At 74.1% G+C, this 19,971-nt stretch carries 23 protein-coding genes, 1 rRNA gene and 1 riboswitch; of the genes, 13 read left to right on the forward strand and 11 right to left on the reverse strand.

From position 1 onward, the window contains the following. The first annotated feature begins 24 nt into the window (after positions 1-24). Positions 25-141 (forward strand): 5S ribosomal RNA (gene rrf / locus H291_RS0124880). A gap of 187 nt (positions 142-328) precedes the next feature. Further along, positions 329-1,588 (forward strand): AGE family epimerase/isomerase, encoded by a 1,260-nt coding sequence (locus H291_RS0124885; protein ID WP_020017747.1) that lies wholly within the window; start codon positions 329-331, stop codon positions 1,586-1,588. A 105-nt stretch (positions 1,589-1,693) separates the two neighbouring features. Here the strand turns inward: H291_RS0124885 and H291_RS0124890 are convergent, their stop codons facing one another. From H291_RS0124890 to H291_RS0124905, 4 genes are read right to left on the reverse strand one after another with little or no spacing between them, the layout of a single operon-like run. Continuing rightward, entirely contained in the window at positions 1,694-2,785 is a 1,092-nt protein-coding gene (locus tag H291_RS0124890) for a sulfate/molybdate ABC transporter ATP-binding protein (RefSeq protein WP_020017748.1), read from the reverse strand. Next, positions 2,782-3,549 (reverse strand): ABC transporter permease, encoded by a 768-nt coding sequence (locus tag H291_RS0124895; protein ID WP_020017749.1) that lies wholly within the window; start codon positions 3,547-3,549, stop codon positions 2,782-2,784. Before H291_RS0124895 ends, H291_RS0124890 begins: the two co-directional genes overlap by 4 nt. After that, positions 3,546-4,361, reverse strand: coding sequence for a molybdate ABC transporter substrate-binding protein (gene modA, locus H291_RS0124900; RefSeq protein WP_020017750.1), 816 nt, complete (start codon positions 4,359-4,361; stop codon positions 3,546-3,548). The genes H291_RS0124895 and modA overlap by 4 nt, the downstream gene beginning before the upstream one ends. After that, positions 4,358-4,768, reverse strand: coding sequence for a TOBE domain-containing protein (locus tag H291_RS0124905; RefSeq protein WP_026366107.1), 411 nt, complete (start codon positions 4,766-4,768; stop codon positions 4,358-4,360). Before H291_RS0124905 ends, modA begins: the two co-directional genes overlap by 4 nt. Before the next feature lie 102 nt (positions 4,769-4,870). On the opposite strand from H291_RS0124905, the gene H291_RS0124910 reads away from it, so the two are divergent. The 3 genes from H291_RS0124910 to H291_RS0124920 all read left to right on the forward strand — a co-directional run bounded on the left by H291_RS0124910 (position 4,871) and on the right by H291_RS0124920 (position 6,967). Next, on the forward strand, positions 4,871-5,329 hold the full coding sequence (locus H291_RS0124910) for an RrF2 family transcriptional regulator (protein ID WP_020017752.1): 459 nt from the start codon (positions 4,871-4,873) through the stop codon (positions 5,327-5,329). Between the two features lie 208 nt (positions 5,330-5,537). After that, entirely contained in the window at positions 5,538-6,458 is a 921-nt protein-coding gene (locus H291_RS0124915; RefSeq protein ID WP_020017753.1) for a sulfite exporter TauE/SafE family protein, read from the forward strand. Continuing rightward, positions 6,455-6,967: a MogA/MoaB family molybdenum cofactor biosynthesis protein gene (locus H291_RS0124920; protein WP_020017754.1), complete on the forward strand. Its 513-nt coding sequence runs from the start codon at positions 6,455-6,457 to the stop codon at positions 6,965-6,967. Before H291_RS0124915 ends, H291_RS0124920 begins: the two co-directional genes overlap by 4 nt. A gap of 38 nt (positions 6,968-7,005) precedes the next feature. On the opposite strand, the gene H291_RS0124925 is transcribed toward H291_RS0124920, so the two are convergent. The 3 genes from H291_RS0124925 to H291_RS0124935 are packed head-to-tail and all read right to left on the reverse strand — an operon-like array spanning position 7,006 to position 8,014. Beyond that, positions 7,006-7,245 (reverse strand): MoaD/ThiS family protein, encoded by a 240-nt coding sequence (locus tag H291_RS0124925; RefSeq protein WP_020017755.1) that lies wholly within the window; start codon positions 7,243-7,245, stop codon positions 7,006-7,008. Further along, a complete protein-coding gene (gene moaC, locus H291_RS0124930; RefSeq protein WP_020017756.1) occupies positions 7,242-7,712 on the reverse strand; it encodes a cyclic pyranopterin monophosphate synthase MoaC in 471 nt (156 codons plus the stop codon). Before moaC ends, H291_RS0124925 begins: the two co-directional genes overlap by 4 nt. A gap of 20 nt (positions 7,713-7,732) precedes the next feature. Continuing rightward, positions 7,733-8,014: a DUF4235 domain-containing protein gene (locus H291_RS0124935; protein WP_020017757.1), complete on the reverse strand. Its 282-nt coding sequence runs from the start codon at positions 8,012-8,014 to the stop codon at positions 7,733-7,735. A gap of 37 nt (positions 8,015-8,051) precedes the next feature. Continuing rightward, a riboswitch (TPP riboswitch) is annotated at positions 8,052-8,157 on the forward strand. On the opposite strand from H291_RS0124935, the gene H291_RS0124940 reads away from it, so the two are divergent. The 3 genes from H291_RS0124940 to H291_RS0124950 all read left to right on the forward strand — a co-directional run bounded on the left by H291_RS0124940 (position 8,153) and on the right by H291_RS0124950 (position 11,642). Then, on the forward strand, positions 8,153-9,232 hold the full coding sequence (locus tag H291_RS0124940) for a thiamine ABC transporter substrate-binding protein (protein WP_020017758.1): 1,080 nt from the start codon (positions 8,153-8,155) through the stop codon (positions 9,230-9,232). Its footprint overlaps the riboswitch before it by 5 nt. Continuing rightward, positions 9,229-10,926, forward strand: a complete 1,698-nt coding sequence (locus tag H291_RS0124945; RefSeq protein ID WP_020017759.1) for an ABC transporter permease — start codon at positions 9,229-9,231, stop codon at positions 10,924-10,926. The genes H291_RS0124940 and H291_RS0124945 overlap by 4 nt, the downstream gene beginning before the upstream one ends. After that, complete coding sequence (locus H291_RS0124950) at positions 10,926-11,642, forward strand: ABC transporter ATP-binding protein (RefSeq protein WP_020017760.1); 717 nt, start codon at positions 10,926-10,928, stop codon at positions 11,640-11,642. The genes H291_RS0124945 and H291_RS0124950 overlap by 1 nt, the downstream gene beginning before the upstream one ends. 15 nt (positions 11,643-11,657) lie before the next feature. Here the strand turns inward: H291_RS0124950 and H291_RS0124955 are convergent, their stop codons facing one another. Together H291_RS0124955 and H291_RS0124960 are read right to left on the reverse strand one after the other, a co-directional pair. Next, positions 11,658-12,305: a response regulator transcription factor gene (locus tag H291_RS0124955; protein WP_033328024.1), complete on the reverse strand. Its 648-nt coding sequence runs from the start codon at positions 12,303-12,305 to the stop codon at positions 11,658-11,660. Continuing rightward, positions 12,305-13,489 carry a sensor histidine kinase gene (locus H291_RS0124960; protein WP_232216175.1) on the reverse strand — a complete coding sequence of 395 codons (1,185 nt, stop codon included), beginning with the start codon at positions 13,487-13,489 and terminating at the stop codon, positions 12,305-12,307. Before H291_RS0124960 ends, H291_RS0124955 begins: the two co-directional genes overlap by 1 nt. A 166-nt stretch (positions 13,490-13,655) precedes the next feature. Between H291_RS0124960 and H291_RS0124965 the strand changes: the two genes are divergently transcribed. Next, a complete protein-coding gene (locus H291_RS0124965; protein WP_020017763.1) occupies positions 13,656-14,090 on the forward strand; it encodes a DUF6069 family protein in 435 nt (144 codons plus the stop codon). On the opposite strand, the gene H291_RS0124970 is transcribed toward H291_RS0124965, so the two are convergent. Continuing rightward, complete coding sequence (locus tag H291_RS0124970; protein WP_020017764.1) at positions 14,087-14,473, reverse strand: winged helix-turn-helix transcriptional regulator; 387 nt, start codon at positions 14,471-14,473, stop codon at positions 14,087-14,089. The two genes, H291_RS0124965 and H291_RS0124970, sit on opposite strands and share 4 nt — an antisense overlap. 141 nt (positions 14,474-14,614) lie before the next feature. Here H291_RS0124970 and H291_RS0124975 point away from each other — a divergent pair, with 141 nt between their 5' ends. Beyond that, positions 14,615-14,968, forward strand: coding sequence for a DoxX family protein (locus tag H291_RS0124975; RefSeq protein ID WP_020017765.1), 354 nt, complete (start codon positions 14,615-14,617; stop codon positions 14,966-14,968). 55 nt (positions 14,969-15,023) lie between these two features. After that, positions 15,024-16,136: a M20 family metallopeptidase gene (locus H291_RS0124980; RefSeq protein ID WP_020017766.1), complete on the forward strand. Its 1,113-nt coding sequence runs from the start codon at positions 15,024-15,026 to the stop codon at positions 16,134-16,136. Between the two features lie 51 nt (positions 16,137-16,187). Here the strand turns inward: H291_RS0124980 and H291_RS0124985 are convergent, their stop codons facing one another. Continuing rightward, the gene (locus H291_RS0124985) at positions 16,188-17,372 is read right to left on the reverse strand and encodes a PrsW family intramembrane metalloprotease (protein ID WP_026366108.1); all 1,185 of its coding nucleotides are present in this window, start codon (positions 17,370-17,372) and stop codon (positions 16,188-16,190) included. A 75-nt stretch (positions 17,373-17,447) separates the two neighbouring features. Between H291_RS0124985 and H291_RS0124990 the strand changes: the two genes are divergently transcribed. Next, positions 17,448-18,212: a copper homeostasis protein CutC gene (locus H291_RS0124990; protein WP_026366109.1), complete on the forward strand. Its 765-nt coding sequence runs from the start codon at positions 17,448-17,450 to the stop codon at positions 18,210-18,212. Continuing rightward, entirely contained in the window at positions 18,209-19,924 is a 1,716-nt protein-coding gene (pgi, locus tag H291_RS0124995; protein ID WP_026366110.1) for a glucose-6-phosphate isomerase, read from the forward strand. Before H291_RS0124990 ends, pgi begins: the two co-directional genes overlap by 4 nt. The last annotated feature ends 47 nt before the right edge of the window (positions 19,925-19,971 follow it).

Genomic DNA, 19,971 nt, shown 5'->3' on the forward strand with positions numbered 1-19,971 from the left:
GGGTTTGCTTGTTCTCGATAGTGTTACGGTGGTCATAGCGTGGGGGAAACGCCCGGTCCCATTCCGAACCCGGAAGCTTAGCCTCACAGCGCCGATGGTACTGCCCTGGTGACGGGGTGGGAGAGTAGGACGCCGCCGGACAACCATTCCCAGGAGGGGGTGGAGCCTAACCCGTCAGGGTTGGGCTCCACCCCCTACCTGCATTCCCGGACAGTTTCCGGAACAGACATTCGCAGCCGGGGCGTGCTACCCCACAGCTCGGCCCGCGCCGGCGTCCGGCATGTGCGCCAGTTGCCGGCCGCGCAGCGCCCGCGGCTATCGTGGCGGTGTGAACGCAGACTCGACCCGCACTGCCGCGGGCTCCACCAGCACCCAGCCCGCAAGCAGCACCGAGGCGGCGTGGCGTCGCGAGCACTTCGTGTCGCTGCTGCGGTTCGCCGAGGCCTCGATTCGTACGGACGGCGCTGCGTGCTGGCTCGACGACGAAGGCCGCCCCGACACCTCGCACCCTGTCGAGACCTGGATCACGGCCCGGATGGCGCACAGCTTCGCCGTCGGGCATCTGCTGGGGGTGAGCGGGGCCGAGGAGTACGCGACGCGCGCGATCGCCGGGCTCCGCGAGGTGCTGGCCGACGCCGAGTTCGGGGGCTGGCTCGCCGCGCGCGGCGAGGGTGACGAGCTGGTCGGGAAGAAGGAGGCGTACGCGCACGCGTTCGTCGTGCTGGCCGCGTCGACCGGCAAGGTGGCCGGTATCGCCGGCGCCGCCGAGCTGCTCACCGACGCCCTCACGGTGCTGGACGCGCGGTTCTGGGAGCCGGAGCGGAACCTGCATCTCGACGAGCGGTCGCGCGACTGGTCCACCGCGTCGGACTACCGCGGCGTGAACGCGAACATGCACTCCGTCGAGGCGCTCCTCGCGGCCCACGCTGCGACCGGGGACGCCGTGTGGCTGGAGCGCGCGTCCGCCATCGGCGACCAGGTCGTGACCTGGGCGGAGGCCAACGACTGGCGGATCCCCGAGCACTTCGACGCCGACTGGAACCCGCTGCTGGAGTACAACGCGGACCGACCGCGCGACCAGTTCAAGCCCTACGGCGCCACGCCCGGCCACGGGCTGGAGTGGGCCCGGCTGCTGCTGCAGATCGACGCAGAGGCGAACACTCCTGGCGTGCGCACCGCGGCTGCCGCCGCGCTCTTCGACCGGGCGGTCGAGGACGGCTGGGACGCGCAGGGCGGGGGCGGCTTCGTCTACACGACGGACTGGTCCGGCACGCCCGTCGAGCCCCGTCGCTTCCACTGGGTCGCCGCCGAGGGTGCTGCCACGGCGAACGTGCTGGGCCGTGTCACCGGGGACGCCCGCTACACCGAGCTCGAGCGCGAGTGGTGGGCCTGGATCCGGGAGTACCTCGTGGACGGCGAGCACGGCTCCTGGCACCACGAGCTCGACACCGAGAACCAGCCGTCCGGCCTCACCTGGGTGGGCAAGCCCGACGTCTACCACGCGGCGCAGGCCGTGATCCTGCCGGAGCTTCCGCTGACGGGCTCGTTCGCCGCCTCGGCGCGGCAGGCCGGCCAGATCCTGGCCTGACGCGGGCCGGGCCTGACCGCGAGTCAGGCCCGGCCCGGGCAGCACGCTCGCAACGAAGCACACCTGCAACGGAGCACACGAGCCCAGGGAATACCTGCCCAGTGATCACGCCGGGTACAGGTCGACCTCGGTCGCCTTGACCGTGAACCACACCTCGTCGCCCGGAGTGATCGCGAGGTCGGCTGCGGCCTGCGGGGTGATGTCCGCGCTGAGCCGGCCCGCCCGAACCCGGACCAGGTCACCCTGCGGCTCGAGCGCCGTGACGGTCACAGGCCAGGAGTTGCGCGGCGAACCGGTCGCGCGCGCGGGAAACACCGACACGGTCGCGGGCCGGAACGCGGCCACCATCGGCGTCCCCGTGACCGGGACGGCCCGGTCGGCCGGCTCGGCGCCCCCGCCGTCGTCGTGCAGGCGGCCGTGGACCAGGTCGCCCGCGGTGGTGCGGACGGCGTCGTCGTCGGCGGACCAGGTGCCCGGCGTGATGTTCAGGCCCGCGATGCGCGCTGCGAAGGCGCTGCGCGGCCGGGACAGCACCTCGCGGGTGGGCCCGTGCTCGACGACGCGTCCGCCGTCGAGCACGACGACGCGGTCGGCGAGCAGCAGAGCGTCCAGCACGTCGTGCGTGGCGATGACGACCGTGCGGTCGGCGAGGACCTCGCGGAGCAGGTGCCGCAGCGCCGGCGTGACGTCCACGTCCAGGGCGGCCATGGGCTCGTCGAGCAGCAGCAGCCGCGGCTCCGCGGCCAGGGCCCGGGCCACGGCAACGCGCTGGGCCTGTCCGCCGGAGACGGCGGACGGGCGGCGTCCGCCGAGGTCGGGCAGGCCGATGCGGTCCAGCCAGCGGTCGGCCTCGAGGGCAGCCGTGCGGCGGGAGGCACCGCGGGAACGCGGTCCGAACGCGATGTTGTGCCGCACCGAGAGGTGGGGGAAGAGCAGCGGGTCCTGTGCCAGCAGTGCCACCTGGCGCGCGTGCGGCGGCACCCAGGCGCGGGTGCGGCCGGCCTCGACGTGGGTGAGGGTGCGGTCGTCGAGGGTGACGCGGCCGTCCTGCGGGCGCAGCAGCCCGGCGGCGATCGCGAGCAGCGTGGACTTGCCGGCGCCGTTGGGGCCGAGCAGGGCGACGGTCTCGCCGTCGGCGACCTCGAGGTCGACCTGGACGTCGCGTTCGGGCAGGTGTGCCGACAGGGAGAGGCTCACAGGGCGCTCCTGCTGCGCCGGGTCAGGCCGATCACGAGCACGGCGACCGCCACCAGCACGAACGACAGGGCGACGGCGGCGTCGGGGTCGGTCTCCCGCTGCAGGTAGATCTCCAGCGGGAGGGTGCGCGTGACGCCCTGCAGGCTGCCCGCGAACGTGATGGTGGCGCCGAACTCGCCGAGGCACCGGGCGAACGAGAGGACGGTGCCGGACAGCAGGCCCGGCCACACCAGGGGCAGCGTGACGCGGAACAGGACAGTCGTGGGCCGCGCGCCCAGGGTGGCCGCGACGACGTCGTACCGCGTGCCGGCCGTGCGGATGGCGCCCTCCAGGCTGATCACGAGGAATGGTAGCGCCACGAACGTCTGCGCCAGCACGACGGCGGCCGTGGAGAACGCGATCTGGATGCCCGCCAGCTCCAGGGACTCGCCGAGCAGCCCACGGCGCCCGAACGTGTACAGCAGCGCGATGCCGCCGACGACGGGCGGCAGCACGAGCGGGACCAGCACCAGCGACCGCAGGAGGTCGATCCCCGCGAAGCGGGCCCGGGCCAGGACCAGCGCCAGCGGCACGCCGACCACCAGGCAGAGCAGCGTGCTCACCGCGGACGTGCGCAGGCTGAGCAGCAGCGCCGCCACCGACGACTCGCTCGTGATCAGGGTCCAGAAGTCGGCCCAGTTGACGCGGGCCGCCATCGCCGCGAGGGGGAGCACCACCAGGAGCGCCCCCACCGCCGCGACGGCGGCGACCCAGCGGGGGATCATGGCGCCGCGAAGCCCGCGTCGCCCAGCACCTGCTGACCCTCCTGGCCGAGCACGGCGTCGACGAACTCCTGGGCGAGCTCGGGCTCCGCGCTCCGCTCGAGGGCGGCGATCGGGTACACGTTGACCGCGCTCTCCGACTCGGGGAACTCGATGCCCTCGACCTTGTCGCCCGCGCCGCGGACGTCGGTGACGTAGACCAGGCCCGCGTCCGCCTCGCCGGTGATCACCTTGTTCAGCACGTCGGTGACGCTCTGCTCCTCGCTGACCGGGGAGAACGTCAGCCCGGCGGCCTCCTCGACCCGCTCGGTCGCGGCCCCGCACGGTACCTCCGGCGCGCAGACGACCAGGTGCACGTCGTCGCCGGCCAGGCCGGCGAGCGAGGCGACGCCGGCCGGGTTGCCCGGCGGCACCGCGATCATCAGGGTGTTCGACGCGAAGTCGGTGGGCGTCCCCGCCTGCAGGTCGTCCGTAACGATCTTGTCCATGTTCGCGGTGTCCGCGGAGGCGAAGACGTCGGCCGGGGCGCCCTGCTGGATCTGGGCCACAAGGTCCGACGAGCCGGCGAACGACAGCTCCACGTCGACGCCGTCGTGGGTGGCCTCGAACTCCTCGGCGATCTGCTCGAACGTGCTGGTCAGCGACGCGGCCGCGTAGACGGTCAGCGTGCGGTCCGCGGCGTCGTCCGCGTCGGCGGTCCCACCCGTCCCGGGCCCCGTGCCGCACGCCGTCAGCGCGCCGGCCGCCAGCAGGCCGACGGCGCCGGCCGCGACGATCCGGGCCGACGCGCGGCCCCGGTGCGTGTACCCGGTCATGCGGTTCCCGTCTGGTTCTCGGTCTCGATGACGACGTTCGTCGACTTGATGACTGCCACCGCCACCGACCCCGGCTCCAGGCCGAGGTCGCGCACCGCCTCGCTGCTCATCAGCGAGACCACGCGGAACGGGCCGCACTGCAGCTCGACCTGCGCTATGACGGCGTCGGCCTTGATGTCGGTGACCAGGCCCACGAACCGGTTGCGGGCCGAGCTGCGCAGTCCCGGCGGCAGGCTCGGTGGCGACGCGTGCTCCCGGGCCACCATGGCGACCTCGTAACCGTCGACCGCCTTGCGGCCGGCGTCGTCCGTGCGGGCGCCCAGCAGGCCGCGGTCGATCCAGCGACGTACCGTGTCGTCGCTGACGCCGAGATAGGCGGCGGCCTCTCGAATCCTCATGTGCGGCACGAACGAGACGTTAGCACCGCGTTCGCGTATTGCTAAGCGATGTTCAGCCCTGATCTGCGGAGCTGAGGCGGGCTGGTCCGGCGGCCGGGGGAGAATGGACCCATGAGGATCTCCGCACGAGCCGACTACGCCGTCCGGGCAGCTGCCGAGCTGGCGGCCGCCGATCACGACGGGCCCGTCCGCGCCGAGTCCCTGGCCCGGGCGCAGGACATCCCGCACCGCTTCCTGGAGGGGATCCTGAGCGACCTGCGTCGCGACGGCCTCGTGACCAGCCACCGCGGCGCCGGCGGCGGGTACCGCCTGGCCCGGCCCGCCGACGCGATCACCATCGCCGACGTCGTGCGGGCGGTGGACGGGCCGCTGGTCTTCGTGCGCGGCAACCGCCCGTCCGACCTGGAGTTCCAGGGCGCGGCCGCGCCGCTGCTGCACGTCTGGGTGGCCCTGCGGGCCAACGTCCGCGCGGTGCTGGAGACGGTCACCCTCGCGGACCTGGTCAGCGGTTCGCTGCCGGACGAGGTGCGCGCGCTGACCGAGGGCGAGTCAGCCTGGTCCAACTCCTGATCTCGCAGGGCGTCCGGTATTTCGCAGGGCGGACGGCGCCCGGCTGAACTCTGATCGGACGGAGGGCTTTCACCCCCCCTTTCGATGCACACTTATCCGACCTATGAGATGGTCATTGTTTCCGACCGGGTTAGGTGGATACCTTGGCAGGGGGCCCGATCGTGCAGGGCCTCGTGTCGTATCCCCCCGGACCTGGAAGGTCACGACCATGAGAACCCTGATCCTGCTGGCGCTCGTCGGCCTCGGCGCGCAGCTGGTGGACGGCAGTCTGGGCATGGCCTACGGCGTCACCTCCACCACCTTGCTGCTGGCCATCGGCACCAACCCCGCGGCGGCGTCGGCCACGGTGCACCTCGCCGAGATCGGCACCACGCTCGCTTCCGGCGCCTCTCACTGGCGCTTCGGCAACGTGGACTGGAAGGTCGTCGCCAAGATCGGCATCCCCGGCGCGATCGGCGCGTTCGCGGGCGCCACGTTCCTCTCGTCGCTGTCGACGGAGGTCGCCGGGCCGGTCATGTCGGTGATCCTGCTCGCACTGGGCCTCTACGTGCTGCTGCGCTTCACGGTGCAGGGCCTGCCGACCCGCTCGGACAAGCCGCTGCGCAAGCGGTTCCTCGCACCCCTCGGCCTCGTGGCCGGCTTCTTCGACGCCACCGGTGGCGGCGGCTGGGGCCCGGTCGGCACACCCGCCATCCTCGCGAGCGGCCGGCTCGAGCCACGCAAGGTGATCGGCTCGATCGACACCAGCGAGTTCCTGGTGGCCGTGGCCGCCAGCGTCGGCTTCTTCGTCGGCCTGTCCGGCGAGGGCATCGACTTCACCTGGGTGCTCGCCCTGCTCATCGGCGGTCTGATCGCGGCGCCGATCGCGGCCTGGCTGGTGCGCCTGGTTCCGCCGCGCATCCTGGGCTCGCTCGTGGGCGGCGTCATCGTGCTGACCAACTCGCGCACGCTGCTCAACAGCGACTGGATCGCCGCTTCCGACGCCGTGAAGATCCCGGTCTACGTGGTCATCTGGCTGGCCTGGGCCGCCGCCGTCGCCTGGTCGGTGCGGGCGCACCGCAAGGCCGCGGCCCTCGAGCCCGCGCCCGAGAAGGCGCAGGAGCCGGAGGCCGATAGCGTGTCGGCATGACGTCCGACCAGGTAGCGGTGATCACCGTCTCCGACCGCTGTGCCCGCGGCGAGGCCGACGACCGTTCCGGCCCCGCCGCGGTGCGCCTCCTGCGGGAGGCGGGGTTCACCGACCTGGTCACCCACCTCGTGCCCGACGGCGTCGAGCCGGTCCGTGACGTGCTGCGGACCGCGCTCGACGCCGGCGCGCGTCTGGTGCTCACCACCGGCGGTACGGGCATCACGCCCCGGGACCTCACGCCCGAGGGCACGCGCGAGGTCCTGGACTACGAGGTCCCGGGCGTCGCCGACGCCGTCCGGCAGCGGGGGGTCGCCGCGGGGATCCACACAGCCGTGCTGTCGCGTGGGCTGGTGGGCGTGGCCCGCGGTTCCGGGGGCACGCGCGCGCTCGTGGTGAACCTGCCCGGCTCGTCCGGGGGAGTCAAGGACGGCCTCGACGTGGTGCTCGCCCTGTGGCCGCACGTGCGGTCCCAGCTCGAGGGCGGCGACCACCCCGCCCCGGCGGCGTAGCCAGGGGTTCAGCGGCGGCTCAGGTGGCCGCCGGAGCGTCAGCCGCCTGCGAAGGGCGGCAGCACGTCGACCGTCACGCCGTCCGGTACCGGGGCGTCGTCCGCCGTGGTGCGGGCGCCCGCGACCAGCAGCGCGCACCGCGGGAGCACCGTGGTCAGGCCCGGGTGGGCGGCGGTGAGGGCGCCGCGCAGGGCCGCGACCGACGTCGGGCCGTCGAGCTGTTCGGTGGCGCGCCCGGCGGCCTCACGGGCGCCGGCGAAGTAGCGGACCGTGATCACTCGGCACGCACCCAGTCGCCCGACTTGCCGCCGGTCTTGCGCTCCAGGCGCACGTCCGCGAGCGAGACCGACTTGTCCAGGCCCTTGACCATGTCGATCACGGCCAGGCCCGCCACGGACACCGCGGTCAGGGCCTCCATCTCGACGCCGGTGCGGTCGGCGGTGCGCACGGTCGCGGTGACGACGACGCCGTCGTCGGTGACCTCCAGGTCGACCGCCGCGCCGTGCACGCCGATCACGTGGGCCAGCGGCAGCAGCTCGGGCGTCCGCTTGGCGGCGGCGATGCCCGCGATCCGGGCCACGGCCAGCACGTCGCCCTTGGGCACGGTGTTGTCTCGCAGCGCCTGGACCACGGCAGGGGTGCAGCGGACCAGGCCGGAGGCCGTGGCCGAGCGGATGGTCGGCTGCTTGGCGGTGACGTCGACCATGCGGGCCTGGCCGCGGTCGTCAAGGTGCGTGAAGCTCACGGCACCAGGGTGTCATGCCCTCACACGGCGGAGCGGCGCGCGGCGATCCGCAGGGCCGCACGGTGCGCACCCTTGGCGGCGATCCGCTTGGCGAACACCGCGGTGCCGGCGGCGACGGCCGCGAACACGGTCGCCTGGAGCAGGTCCAGCTCCGGGTCGTCGGGCTTGTTGGGCGCGTCGTTACCCGTCACGCCCTTCCAGATCATGCTGACCGCCTTCTGCGCGACCCAGCCGGCCGCGATCGTCAGGGCGAGAGTGCCGACCTTCTCGCCGAGTGTCTGTTCCGTCTCAATCTGGGCCATCTCCTCACCGTAGCGCCCGGCGGCCGACTAGGCTGCATGGAAACGACAGGGGAGCGCCCCCACGGCGCTGAGAGTGCGGAAAGCCGCAGACCCTTGAACCTGATCCGGTTGACACCGGCGGAGGAAGTCGGAGGCACGATGTTGCGTCTTTCCGGTGCCCACAGGGGCACCATCACCACCGGTACGATCGCGGGCACGCTGTCGGCGGCGCTGCTGCTCGCGGGCTGCTCGGGCACGGGCTCCGGCGACGACGCGTCCGGCTCGGGCGACGACGCCGCGACCGTCACGCTCGTGACCCACGACTCGTGGGCGCTCGACGACAAGCTGATCGACCAGTTCGAGCAGGAGACCGGCACCACGGTGGAGGTCAGCGCCGCGGGCGACGCCGGCACGCTGGTGAACCAGCTCGTGCTGACCAAGGACGCGCCGCTGGGCGACGCCGTCTTCGGCATCGACAACACCTTCGCCTCCCGCGCCCTGGACGCCGGGGTGGTCGAGGAGTACACGCCCGCCGACCTGCCCGACGGCGCCGAGCAATTCGGCGGTGCGCTCACGCCCGTCGACCAGGGCGACGTGTGCGTGAACGCCGACGAGGCCTGGTTCGAGAAGTCCGGTCTCGAGGTCCCGAAGACCCTGGAGGACCTCGCCGACCCGCAGTACGAGGACCTGCTCGTGGTGACCAACCCGGCGACGTCGTCCCCGGGCCTCGCGTTCCTGCTGGCGACCGTCGGGGCGTTCGGCGAGGACGGGTTCGAGGACTACTGGACGTCCCTGGTGGACAACGGCGTCAAGGTCGCCGACTCCTGGGAGGACGCCTACTACGTGGACTTCTCGGGTGCGGGCGAGGGCGGCGAGCGTCCGCTCGCGCTGTCGTACGCGACGTCGCCGGCCTTCACGGTGAGCGAGGACGGTGCGGAGTCGACCACCAGCGCGCTCCTGGACACCTGCTTCCGGCAGGTCGAGTACGCGGGCGTGCTCGCGGGCACCGACAACCAGGAGGGCGCCCGGGCGCTGGTGGACTTCCTGCTCACCCATGACGTCCAGGCCGCCCTGCCGGAGTCGATGTACATGTACCCCGCCGACTCCGCCGTGGAGCTCCCCGGCGACTGGCAGAAGTTCGCGCCACAGGCCGAGGCCCCGTTCGAGGTCGACCCGGCCCAGGTGAGCGAGCACCGCGACGAGTGGATCGAACGGTGGACCGAGACAGTGGTCGGTTGACGCCGACCAACCGGCCCGGGCACGGGCCGCGGCTCGCACCGTTCCTGTGGGGAGCGGCCGTCGTCGTCCCCGTCGCCTTCCTCGCGGTCTTCTTCGCGTGGCCGGTGGCCGCGCTCGTCGTGCGGGGCTTCGTGCCCGACGGCGTGCTCGACCTCACCGGCTTCGCCGAGGTGCTGTCCCGGCCCCGCACCTGGCGGCTCGTGGGGCTCACGCTCACCCAGGCGGTGCTGGGCACGGTGTTCTCCGTGCTGCTCGGGCTGCCGCTCGCCTACCTCCTGTACCGGCGGGCGTTCCCCGGGCGCACCCTGGCGCGCGGGCTCGTGACGGTGCCGTTCGTGCTGCCGGCCGTGGTGGTCGGTGTCGCGTTCCGCGCCCTGTTCGCGCCCGGTGGCACCCTCGGGTTCCTCGGGCTCGAGGAGTCGCTCGCCGGGATCGTCGTGGCGCTCGTGTTCTTCAACGTGTCCGTGGTGGTGCGCACCGTGGGCGGGCTGTGGGAACGGCTCGACCCCCGCGCAGAGGAGGCCGCCGCCTCCCTCGGCGCGGGGCCTGCCCGGGTGTTCCGCACCGTCACCCTGCCCTCCCTCGCGCCCGCGATCACGTCCGCGGCCTCGGTGGTCTTCCTGTTCTGCGCCACCGCGTTCGGGGTGGTGCTCGTGCTCGGCGGCGTGCGGTACGGGACCATCGAGACCGAGATCTGGACCCGCACCACCCAGTTCCTGGACCTGCGGGCGGCGTCCGTGCTCTCGATCCTGCAGCTCGTGGTCATTTCGGGCGCCCTCGCCGTCTCCGCGCGTGCCCGGCGGCGCCGCGAGGCCGCGCTGCACCTCGTCTCGGCGCGCCGCGCGGCACGCCCCCTGTCCTGGCGCTCGCCCGCCGACGTCGCCGCTGCGCTCGCGGGCGTCGCGATCGTCGCCGGGCTGATCGTGCTGCCGCTGGCCGGCCTGGTGGCCCGCTCGTTCCGCGAGCCCGACGGTTCCTGGGGACCGGGCAACTACCTCGCGCTCGGCACCACCGGCGAGCGCAACGCCCTGGTCGTCACGGTCTGGGAGGCGACGGCGACATCGCTGCGGATCGCGCTGGCCGCCACCGTGATCGCGCTGGTCGTGGGCGGGCTCGTGGCCCTCGTCGTGTCCCGCCGGCCCCGGTCCGTGGGGGCACGCCGCGCCGTCGGGACGCTCGACGGCCTGTTCATGCTGCCCCTGGGCGTGTCCGCGGTGACCGTCGGCTTCGGCTTCCTGATCACCATGGACCAGCCCGTGCTCGGCCTCGACCTGCGCACCTCCGGGCTGCTCGTGCCGGTGGCCCAGGCCGTCGTGGCCGTGCCGCTCGTGGTGCGCACCGTGCTGCCGGTGCTCCGGGCCATCGACCCCCGCCTGCGCGAGGTCGCCGCCGTGCTCGGCTCCGGGCCCGGCCGCGTGCTGCGCACGGTGGACCTGCCGATCGCCCTGCGGTCGGTGGGGCTGGCGACCGGGTTCGCGTTCGCGGTGTCGCTCGGCGAGTTCGGCGCCACGTCGTTCCTCGCGCGGCCCGACGGCGCCACCCTGCCGGTCGTGATCTACCGGCTCATCGGGCGGCCCGGGGCGGAGAACTACGGGATGGCGCTCGCGGCGTCCGTGGTGCTGGCGGCGCTGACCGCGACGGTCATGATGGTGGCGGAGCGACTGCGCGACGACCGCGCGGGAGGGGAGTTCTGATGGCGGGGCTGGAGGTCCGGGACGTCTCGGTCCGGTACGGCGGCACGACGGCGGTGGACGGCGTCACGCTGGCCGTCGAGCCCGGCGAGGTGGTGGCGCTGCTCGGGCCGAGCGGCTGCGGCAAGTCCTCCCTGCTGCGGGCCGTGGCCGGGCTGGAGCCGCTGGCCGGCGGGCGTGTGCTGTACGACGGCGCCGACCTGGCCGGGCTGCCGGTGCACAAGCGCCGGTTCGGGCTGATGTTCCAGGACGGGCAGCTCTTCCCGCACCGGGACGTGCGGCGCAACGTGGCCTACGGGCTGGAGACCCTGCCGCTCACCCGCCAGGAGCGGGACGAGCGGGTGACCGCCCTGCTGGACCTCGTGGGGCTCGCCGGGTACGAGCAGCGGTCGGTGCCCACCCTGTCCGGCGGCGAGCAGCAGCGGGTGGCCCTCGCGCGCGCCCTGGCGCCGCGGCCCCGGCTGCTGCTCCTCGACGAGCCGCTGTCGGCCCTCGACCGGCAGCTCCGCGAACGCCTGGCCGGCGAGGTGCGGGCCGCGCTCGTGGAGACCGGGACGACGGCGGTGTTCGTGACGCACGACCACGCCGAGGCCTCCGCGGTGGCCGACCGGGTCGGCGTCATGGACCAGGGCCGGCTGCTCCAGGTGGCGGCGCCGCAGGAGCTGCGCACCGCGCCGGCGTCGGACCGGGTGGCCGAGTTCCTGGGGCTGCGGGCCTAGGTTGACCCTGTGGCCTCAGGCCGCGCCGGCCTGCTGGACCAGCAGCGCCACCTGGGTGCGGTTCTCCACGCCGAGCTTCACCAGCACGCTGGAGACGTGCGCCTTCACGGTCGGGACGCTGAGGTAGAGGCGCCGTCCGATCTCCGCGTTGGACGAACCGCGGCCGATCTCGACCGCGACGTCGCGCTCCCGGCCCGTGAGCCGGTCGAGGGCCTGGCGGGCCGCCCGGGCCTCACCGCCCCCGGCAGCGACCGTGTCCATGAGACGGCGGGCGATGTCGGGCGCGAGCACCGGCTCGCCGCCCGCGGCCGCGCGGACCGCCGCGGCGATCCGCGCCGGCGGCATGTCCTTGAGCAGGTAACCGGCCGCCCCGGCACGCAGCGCGCCCACCACCTCGGTGTCGGTGTCGAACGTGGTGAGCACGACGACGGCGGGCGGCGTCGGCCGGGCGCGCACCCGGCGGGTGGCCTCGATGCCGTCGACGCCGGGCATCCGCAGGTCCATCAGCACCACGTCGGCCGGGTGCGCGTCGAGCACCTGCGCCACGTCCCCGCCGTCGGCGGCCTCGCCGACCACGCGGATCCCTTCCGCGCCGTCGAGCATGAGGCGCAGGCCCGCGCGGACCAGGGCGTCGTCGTCGACGATCACGAGGCGGGTCTCCATCAGGCCCACGGTATCCGCGCCTCCAGAACGAAACCAGCAGGTGAGCGGCCCGCCTCGAGCGCGCCGTCGAGCAGCTCCACACGTTCGCGCAGGCCGACCAGCCCGGTGCCGGGCTCGCCGGTCGCGGCGCGCGCGGGGCCGTCGTCGGCCACGACCACCCGGACCTCGTCCGTCGTCGTGGTCACCGTGACCCGGACGGCGGCGCCCGGCGCGTGCCGGCGGGCGTTGGTCAGGCCCTCCTGGACCACGCGGTAGGCGGCCGTCGCGACGGGAGGCGACGGCTCGGGCTCGTCGTGCCCGGCGGCCGCCCGGTCGCCGGACCTGTCGCCGGACCGCTCCAGCACCACGGTGGTGCCCACGGAGCGGGCGGCGTCCACGAGCCCGGGGATGTCGCGGAGCGTGGGCGGCGGGGCGAGCTGGTCCACCCCGCCGCGCAGGAGCCGTACGAGCCGGCGCAGGTCCTCCAGCGCCTCGGCGGCGCCGCTGCGCACCCGCCCGGCCGCCGCCGCGAGCTGCTCCGGGGGTGCGTCGGGCCGGTACTCGACGGCGCCCGCGGTCGCGGCCAGCAGGGACAGCCGGTGCCCCAGCGCGTCGTGCATCTCGGCGGCGATCCGGTTGCGCTCCCCGGACCGGGCGGTCTCCAGCGCCTGCTCCCGGTCGGCCTCGGCGCGGCGGGCGCGGGCCCGCAGGTCGGCGAGGAGCTGGGTGCGGGCCTGCAGGTAGGCGCCCCAGCCGAGGAGCGCGGCGTGGACGGCGACGTCGCACAGGATCCACCAGCCGTAGGGAAAGGCCGGGGGTCGCCACAGGCCCTGCACCGCGTGCGCCACGGCGCTCGCCGCCGCGACGAGGACGGCGGTGCGCAGCGGCGACCACCGCGCGATCTGCAGCACCCCGGACGTCGCGGCCGGCGTCGCGCCCGGCGAGAGCGCGGACAGCGCGGCCAGCACGAGCGCCACGGGCACCGACCGGCGGGCCCACATCACGGGCAGCAGCGCCAGCGACACCACCGCGACCACCAGGTCCAGGACGTCCAGGGGGAGCGCGTCGCCGCCGGTGGCCTGACGGCTCAGCACCGTCGCGAGGGTCAGCACCCCGAGCAGCACCATCGCCACCACCACCGTGCTGCGCGGGGGACGCGTGCGCACGGCGTCGTCGGGCGGGCAGTCCCGCGGGTCACCTGTCATGCCGGTGACACTACGCACGGCGTCCCGGGTTCGGACACCGACCTTGGTCGGGGGTGCCGCTACCGAAGGGTGACCCGGCCCGGTACCCCGGACGGATGCCCCGGACGCCGTCGGGCCAGGAGGCTGTGACCAGGCGCGACGGACGCGCCGAGAAGGAGAAGGACTCATGGCCGAGAACCTGGTGACCCGTAGCCCGTGGCCCGCTTGGGCGGTACCGCTCGCCGCCGCCGTCGCCGCCGTGGCGGTCTGGCTCGTCGGCGCGGCGCTCGGCGTCGACCCGCAGGCGCAGGCCGGGGCGACCACCCAGCCCGTGACCGTCGTCGCGGCGGCGGTCGCCGCGCTCGTGGCCGGGTTCGCCGGCTGGGGCGTGCGAGCGATCGTGGCGCGCCTGACCAAGGGCGGCGGCGAGGTGGCGTGGCTCGTGCTGTGCGGCGTGGCCCTGCTCGTGTCGCTCACCGGGGCCGCGAGCGGCACCACGCCGGCGGCGGTCGCACTGCTGATGACCGAGCACCTGGTGGTCGGCGTGATCGTCGCGCTGGGGCTGCGCCGGGCCCGGCCGAGCCGGGCCTCGTCGCGCGCGGCCTCGTCGCGCGCGGCCTAGTCGGGCAGCCGCCGCTCCAGCACGTCGCGGTGCCGGCGGCCCCACTCGCCGAGTGGCTGCATGGCGGCGACCAGCTCGGCGCCCGCCGGGGTGGGCGAGTACAGGATCTGCACCGGCATGGTCGGCACCACCTCCCGGGCGATGAACCCCTGCTGCTCCAGCTCGCGCAGGCGCAGGGTCAGCAGCCGGTCGGAGATGCCGCGGACGGCGCGGCGGTACTCGACGAACCGGCGGGCGCCGGCCACGGCCGCGTAGAGGATCGCGGCGGACCAGCGCCGGCCGGCGAGCTCCATGGTCTGCCGGAACTCCTGGCACTCCTGCTCGTCGACCGGCGCCTCGTACGGGGAGCCCGCGGCGTCCGCCGCCGTCGTCCTGGAAGTCACTTACCAATAGTGAGTTGCTAACCCGCCACTTGGCAAGGCGTGGCGGGTGCCGCACGATTCCGGGGGCGCCCCGGACGGGGCGCACTCTCTCGCCGGTCGTGTCTCGTGATGCCCCGCCCGGCTCTCGTCCCCGGAGGACCCGTGTTCGTCGCATCTGTCATCGTCTCGTCGCTCCTGATCCTGGCCACCGCGTTCAGCGGATACGGCAAGCTGACGGGCAACCCGCAGGTCGTCGAGCCGCTCACCACGAAGCTCGGTGTGCCCCGGCGGTTCATCCCCGTGCTCGGCTCCCTGCTCGTCGCCGGCGCGCTCGGCACCCTCGCCGGGATCTGGTGGGCGCCGATCGGCATCGCCGCGACCGCGTGCTTCGTCCTGTACTTCCTCGGCGCCGTCGTCACGCACGTCCGCGCCAAGGACTGGGCCGGGGTGGGCCCGACGGGTGCCCTGATGCTGCTCTCGGCGGCTGCCCTGGTGCTGCGGCTGCTCTCGCTCTGACCACGTCTCGCGATCGAGCGTCTGACACGTCGGGTTGGCCGGATACCGTGCCCCCATGCCCTTCCACGAGACCCCCGCCCGCCCGGACACCGACACCGACGCCCTGATCGCGGACCTGCGGACGCTGGTCGAGTGCGAGTCGCCGTCGTCGGACCCGGCCGCGCTGGCCCGGTCCGCCGACCTGGTGGCCCGGCTCGGCACGGCGCACCTCGGCGTCGAGCCCGAGCGGCTCGGCATCCACCTGCGGTGGCGGCTCGGCGGGCCGACCCGTGTGCTGGTGCTCGCGCACCACGACACGGTGTGGCCGCTGGGCTCGCTCCGGACGCACCCGTTCGGCATCGCGGACGGCGTGCTGCGCGGCCCCGGCAGCTTCGACATGAAGACCGGCCTGGCCATGGCGCTGCACGTGCTGGGCTCCCTGCCGGACCGCACCGGCGTCACCCTGCTGGTCACGGGCGACGAGGAGCTCGGCTCGCCGTCGTCCCAGGCGCTGATCGAGGACGAGGCGCGCGGGGCCGCGGCCGCGCTGGTCCTGGAGGCCTCGGCCGACGGCGGCGCCCTCAAGGTGGAGCGGAAGGGCACCTCGATCTACGAGGTGCTGGTCAAGGGCCGGGCCGCGCACGCCGGGCTGGAGCCCGAGAAGGGCGTGAACGCGGTGGTCGAGCTGGCGCACCAGGTGCTCGCGGTCGCCGCGCTGGGCGACCCGGAGCTCGGCACCACCGTGGTGCCGACGGTCGCCGCGGCGGGCACCACGCGCAACACCGTGCCGGCCGAGGCGTCGTTCGCGGTGGACGTGCGGGCCCGCACGATCGCCGAGCAGGAGCGGGTCGACGCCGCCCTGCGCGCGCTGGCGCCCGTGCTCCCCGGCGCCGCGCTGGAGATCGAGGGCGGCATCAACCGGCCGCCGCTGGAGCGCGCGCTGTCCGCTGACCTGTTCGAGCGGGCCTCGCGGCTGGCGCGGGAGGCGGGCCTGCCGGAGCTCACCGGCGTGGCCGTGGGCGGGGCGTCCGACGGCAACTTCGCCGCCGGCGTCGGCACGCCGACCCTCGACGGGCTGGGCGCGGTGGGTGGCGGCGCGCACGCCGACGACGAGCACGTGCTGGTCGACCGGATCGCCGACCGCACGGCGCTGCTCCGCGCGGTGATCGTGGACCTCGTCGGGGCCTGACACCCCGTGTCAGACGTACAGGTCACCCGAGGGATCTGTACGTCTGACACGTCAGGCCTGGCCGGGCGGGCGGAAGCCCGTCGCGCCCCACGGCGACGCCGGCGGGTGCGGCAGCCGCGCCATGAACGCGGCCCGTGCCTGCTGCATGACCCACACGAGGTACTGCCGCTGCTGCTCCAGGCCGTGCGGGTCCAGGTCGCGCTGTGCGCCGGCCCGCTGGTGCAGCAGCGCGAGCTCGGTCGCGGCCTGCTGGTAGTCGGTCATCGCGCGCTCGGCCGGGCGGCCGCCCGCCGCCCGGGCCCAGCCGCGGGCCGCGCGGCGGCCCGGCAGGCTGGACAGCATGCGCAGGTCGTCGGGCGTGATGATGCCGACGGGTCCGTACAGGGGCAGGTAGTGCTCGATGAGCTGGACGATCCGGCGCCGGTCGCGGGCCAGGATCACGATCAGCACGATCAGCACGACGAACCCGACCAGGTAGGCGAACCCGAGGCCGACCAGCCCGAACTTCGTGGAGCCGTTCCACAGGCTGTGGAGGGCGATCGCGCCGAGCAGCCCGTACAGGGGCGCCGTGCGGCGCAGCCGACCCGGCCCCGCCAGCGCGGCGACCGCCACGCCGATACCCGTCATCGCGGTGCACAACGGGTGCAGCAGCGGCGAGACGACCGCCCGCAGCACGAATACGTACCCGAGCTGGTCCGAGTCCAGGGCGTCGATGAAGTACTGCACGTTCTCGGTCGCGGCGAAGCCGAGCCCCACCATCGCGGCGTAGATGACGCCGTCCGTGGGGCCGTTCAGCTCCTGCCGCCGCCACCAGAGCATGCCGAACAGGACGGCGCCCTTGAGCAGCTCCTCGACCACGGGGGCGCCGAACGTCGCGACGACGTACCAGCCCTCCTCCTCGCCCGTGAGCTCGGTCTCGGTGAGCAGCGACAGCCCGAGCGTGTTGAGGATGCTCGCGAACAGCGCCGCGACGCCCGCGCCCCACAGGAACGCGAAGATCAGGGCGTTCGGCGGCTCGGGCTCCAGGCGGTCCAGCGCCAGCACGAGCGGCAGCCAGACGGCGACCGGCAGCAGCGCCAGCAGCAGCCCGACGACGAACGAGCCCCCGCCCGTCACCGCGTCGAACGCGAGGATCACGAGCAGGCAGACGGACGCGAAGACGATCCCGACGATCACTCCGACAGGGGCACGCCCGGGGGCGCGACCCTGGAGGATCGCACTGGGATCGATGGCCATGCCATGGGACCCTACCCACTGCGCACCCGGGACGGCGGGCGAACGGCCGCGCCGCGCCCGGCTACGCTTTCGCACGTGCCCTCACGTGTCGCTCTCGAGCTCGCTGTCCAGGACCCGGCCGGGGCGGTGATCGCAGCCGACGTCGGCGCCCGGCGCGTCGAGCTCTGCACCGCGCTCGGCGCCACCGGCGGCATCACGCCCAGCGCCGCGCTGCTCGAGGCGGTGATCGACGCCGCCGCGGTGGTGCCGTCGTCGGACAGCGCCCCGATCCTCGAGGTGCACGTGCTGGTGCGCCCGCGGCCGGGTGGCTTCGTCTACTCGCCCGCCGAGCACGAGCTCATGCTCCGCGAGGTGGTGCTCGCGGTCGACGCGGGCGCTGACGGCGTCGTGGTGGGCGCGCTGACGCCGTCCGGCACGGTGGACGTCGCACGCACGCGCGACCTGGTCGCCGCCGCCGAGGACGCCGAGGTGACCTTCCACCGCGCGCTCGACGTGGTGCCCGACCCGCTCGCGGCGCTGGACGTGCTGGCCGAGCTGGGCGTCGCGCGCGTCCTGACCTCCGGCGGCGCCGCCCGCGCGGCCGACGGCCTGGACCGGCTGGCGGCCCTGGTGGAGCGCAGCGCGGAGCTGGGCATCGAGATCATGGCCGGCGGCGGCGTGACGGCCGCCGACATCCCCGCCCTGGTCGGCGTGGGCGTGGACGCGGTGCACCTGTCCGCGAAGAGGACCGTGGCCGACGCCGGCGGGCCCGGCGGCGGGGGCGACGCCGGCTACGAGGTGACGGATCAGACACTGGCCGAGGCTGCGGCCGGCGCCCTCCGCACTACGGTTGAGCCATGACCTCAGAGCCGGCCCGTGTGCCTGTCGACGCCACCACCACCAACGCCTGGGGCTCGCTCACCGAGCTCTCCAAGAACCTCGACCCCGACCTGCGCGGCTGGTTCGCGGCCGACCCCGAGCGGGCAGCCCGGCTGAGCCACCAGGCCGGCGACCTGCACGTCGACCTGTCGAAGAACCTGGTCACCGACGACGTGCTCGCCGCGCTGCTCGCGCTCGCCGACGAGGTGGGCCTCGCGGAGCACCGCGACGCGATGTTCGCCGGCCGGCACATCAACGTCACCGAGGACCGCGCCGTGCTGCACACCGCGCTGCGCCGCCCCTCGGACGAGCCCTTCACCGTGGACGGCCAGGACGTCACGGCCGACGTCGCCGACGAGCTCGCCAAGGTCTACGCGTTCGCCGAGCAGGTGCGCTCCGGCGAGTGGACCGGTGTCACCGGCGAGGCCGTCCGGACCATCGTGAACATCGGCATCGGCGGCTCCGACCTCGGCCCCGTCATGGCGTACGAGGCGCTCGAGCCCTACGTCCAGGACGGCCTGGAGGTGCGGTTCGTCTCCAACATCGACCCGACCGACGTCGCGCAGAAGACCGCCGACCTGGACCCGACCACCACGCTGTTCATCGTCGCGTCCAAGACCTTCGGCACGCTGGAGACCCTCACCAACGCGCGGCTCGCCCGCGACTGGCTGTGGCGCTCGCTGGTCGCCGCCGGCGCCATCGAGGACTCCGAGGACGGGCGCGCGGACGCCGTCGCCAAGCACTTCGTCGCCGTCTCCACGGCCCTGGACAAGGTCGAGGCGTTCGGCATCGACCCCGCCAACGCCTTCGGGTTCTGGGACTGGGTGGGCGGCCGCTACTCCGTGGACTCGGCCATCGGCACCTCGCTCGCCGTGGCGATCGGGCCGGACGCCTTCGCCGACTTCCTCGCGGGCTTCCACGCCATGGACGAGCACTTCCGCACCACGCCGTTCGAGCAGAACGTGCCGGCGCTGATGGGCCTGCTCAACGTCTGGTACGTGAACTTCCGCGACGCGCACACGCACGCCGTCCTGCCCTACGCGCAGCAGCTCCACCGGTTCCCGGCGTACCTGCAGCAGCTCACCATGGAGTCCAACGGCAAGTCCGTGCGCTGGGACGGCACGCCCGTCACGTCCGAGACCGGCGAGGTCTTCTGGGGTGAGCCCGGCACCAACGGCCAGCACGCGTTCTACCAGCTCATCCACCAGGGCACGCGGCTCATCCCGGCCGACTTCATCGCCGTGGCCAACCCGGCCTACCCGCTGGCCGACGCCGTGGGCGACGGCGGCGCCGTCGCCGCGGGGGCGGACGTGCACGGCCTGTTCCTCGCGAACTTCTTCGCGCAGACCAAGGCGCTCGCGTTCGGCAAGACGGCCGACGAGGTGCGCGCCGAGGGCGTCGCCGAGGACCTGGTCTCGGCCAAGGTGTTCAGCGGCAACCGGCCGACGACGTCGATCCTGGCGCCCGCGCTGACCCCGTCCGTGCTGGGCCAGCTCGTGGCGCTGTACGAGCACATCACGTTCGTGCAGGGCGTCGTGTGGGGCATCGACTCGTTCGACCAGTGGGGCGTGGAGCTCGGCAAGAAGCTCGCGCTGGAGATCGCCCCGGCGGTCGCCGGCGACGAGGCCGCGCTCGCCGCGCAGGACCCGTCGACGGCGGCGCTGATCGCGAAGTACCGCGAGCTGCGCGCCTGACGACACCCGTACGAGGAGCCCCGCGGCCCGTCGGTTAGAGGATTCTC

Origin of the sequence: Promicromonospora sukumoe 327MFSha3.1 (genome assembly GCF_000385135.1) — a bacterium.
Lineage (GTDB): Bacteria > Actinomycetota > Actinomycetes > Actinomycetales > Cellulomonadaceae > Promicromonospora > Promicromonospora sukumoe_B.

Bases quoted from the DNA above. Each gene is read 5' to 3' on its own strand.
- H291_RS0124950 (WP_020017760.1), top strand. From the start codon at position 10,926: ATGGCGGGGCTGGAGGTCCGGGACGTCTCGGTCCGGTACGGCGGCACG.
- pgi (WP_026366110.1), top strand. From the start codon at position 18,209: ATGACCTCAGAGCCGGCCCGTGTGCCTGTCGACGCCACCACCACCAAC.
- H291_RS0124965 (WP_020017763.1), top strand. From the start codon at position 13,656: ATGGCCGAGAACCTGGTGACCCGTAGCCCGTGGCCCGCTTGGGCGGTA.
- H291_RS0124910 (WP_020017752.1), top strand. From the start codon at position 4,871: ATGAGGATCTCCGCACGAGCCGACTACGCCGTCCGGGCAGCTGCCGAG.
- H291_RS0124915 (WP_020017753.1), top strand. From the start codon at position 5,538: ATGAGAACCCTGATCCTGCTGGCGCTCGTCGGCCTCGGCGCGCAGCTG.
- H291_RS0124980 (WP_020017766.1), top strand. From the start codon at position 15,024: ATGCCCTTCCACGAGACCCCCGCCCGCCCGGACACCGACACCGACGCC.
- H291_RS0124920 (WP_020017754.1), top strand. From the start codon at position 6,455: ATGACGTCCGACCAGGTAGCGGTGATCACCGTCTCCGACCGCTGTGCC.
- modA (WP_020017750.1), bottom strand. From the start codon at position 4,361: ATGACCGGGTACACGCACCGGGGCCGCGCGTCGGCCCGGATCGTCGCG.
- H291_RS0124895 (WP_020017749.1), bottom strand. From the start codon at position 3,549: ATGATCCCCCGCTGGGTCGCCGCCGTCGCGGCGGTGGGGGCGCTCCTG.
- H291_RS0124960 (WP_232216175.1), bottom strand. From the start codon at position 13,489: ATGACAGGTGACCCGCGGGACTGCCCGCCCGACGACGCCGTGCGCACG.
- H291_RS0124955 (WP_033328024.1), bottom strand. From the start codon at position 12,305: ATGGAGACCCGCCTCGTGATCGTCGACGACGACGCCCTGGTCCGCGCG.
- H291_RS0124940 (WP_020017758.1), top strand. From the start codon at position 8,153: ATGTTGCGTCTTTCCGGTGCCCACAGGGGCACCATCACCACCGGTACG.
- H291_RS0124985 (WP_026366108.1), bottom strand. From the start codon at position 17,372: ATGGCCATCGATCCCAGTGCGATCCTCCAGGGTCGCGCCCCCGGGCGT.
- H291_RS0124935 (WP_020017757.1), bottom strand. From the start codon at position 8,014: ATGGCCCAGATTGAGACGGAACAGACACTCGGCGAGAAGGTCGGCACT.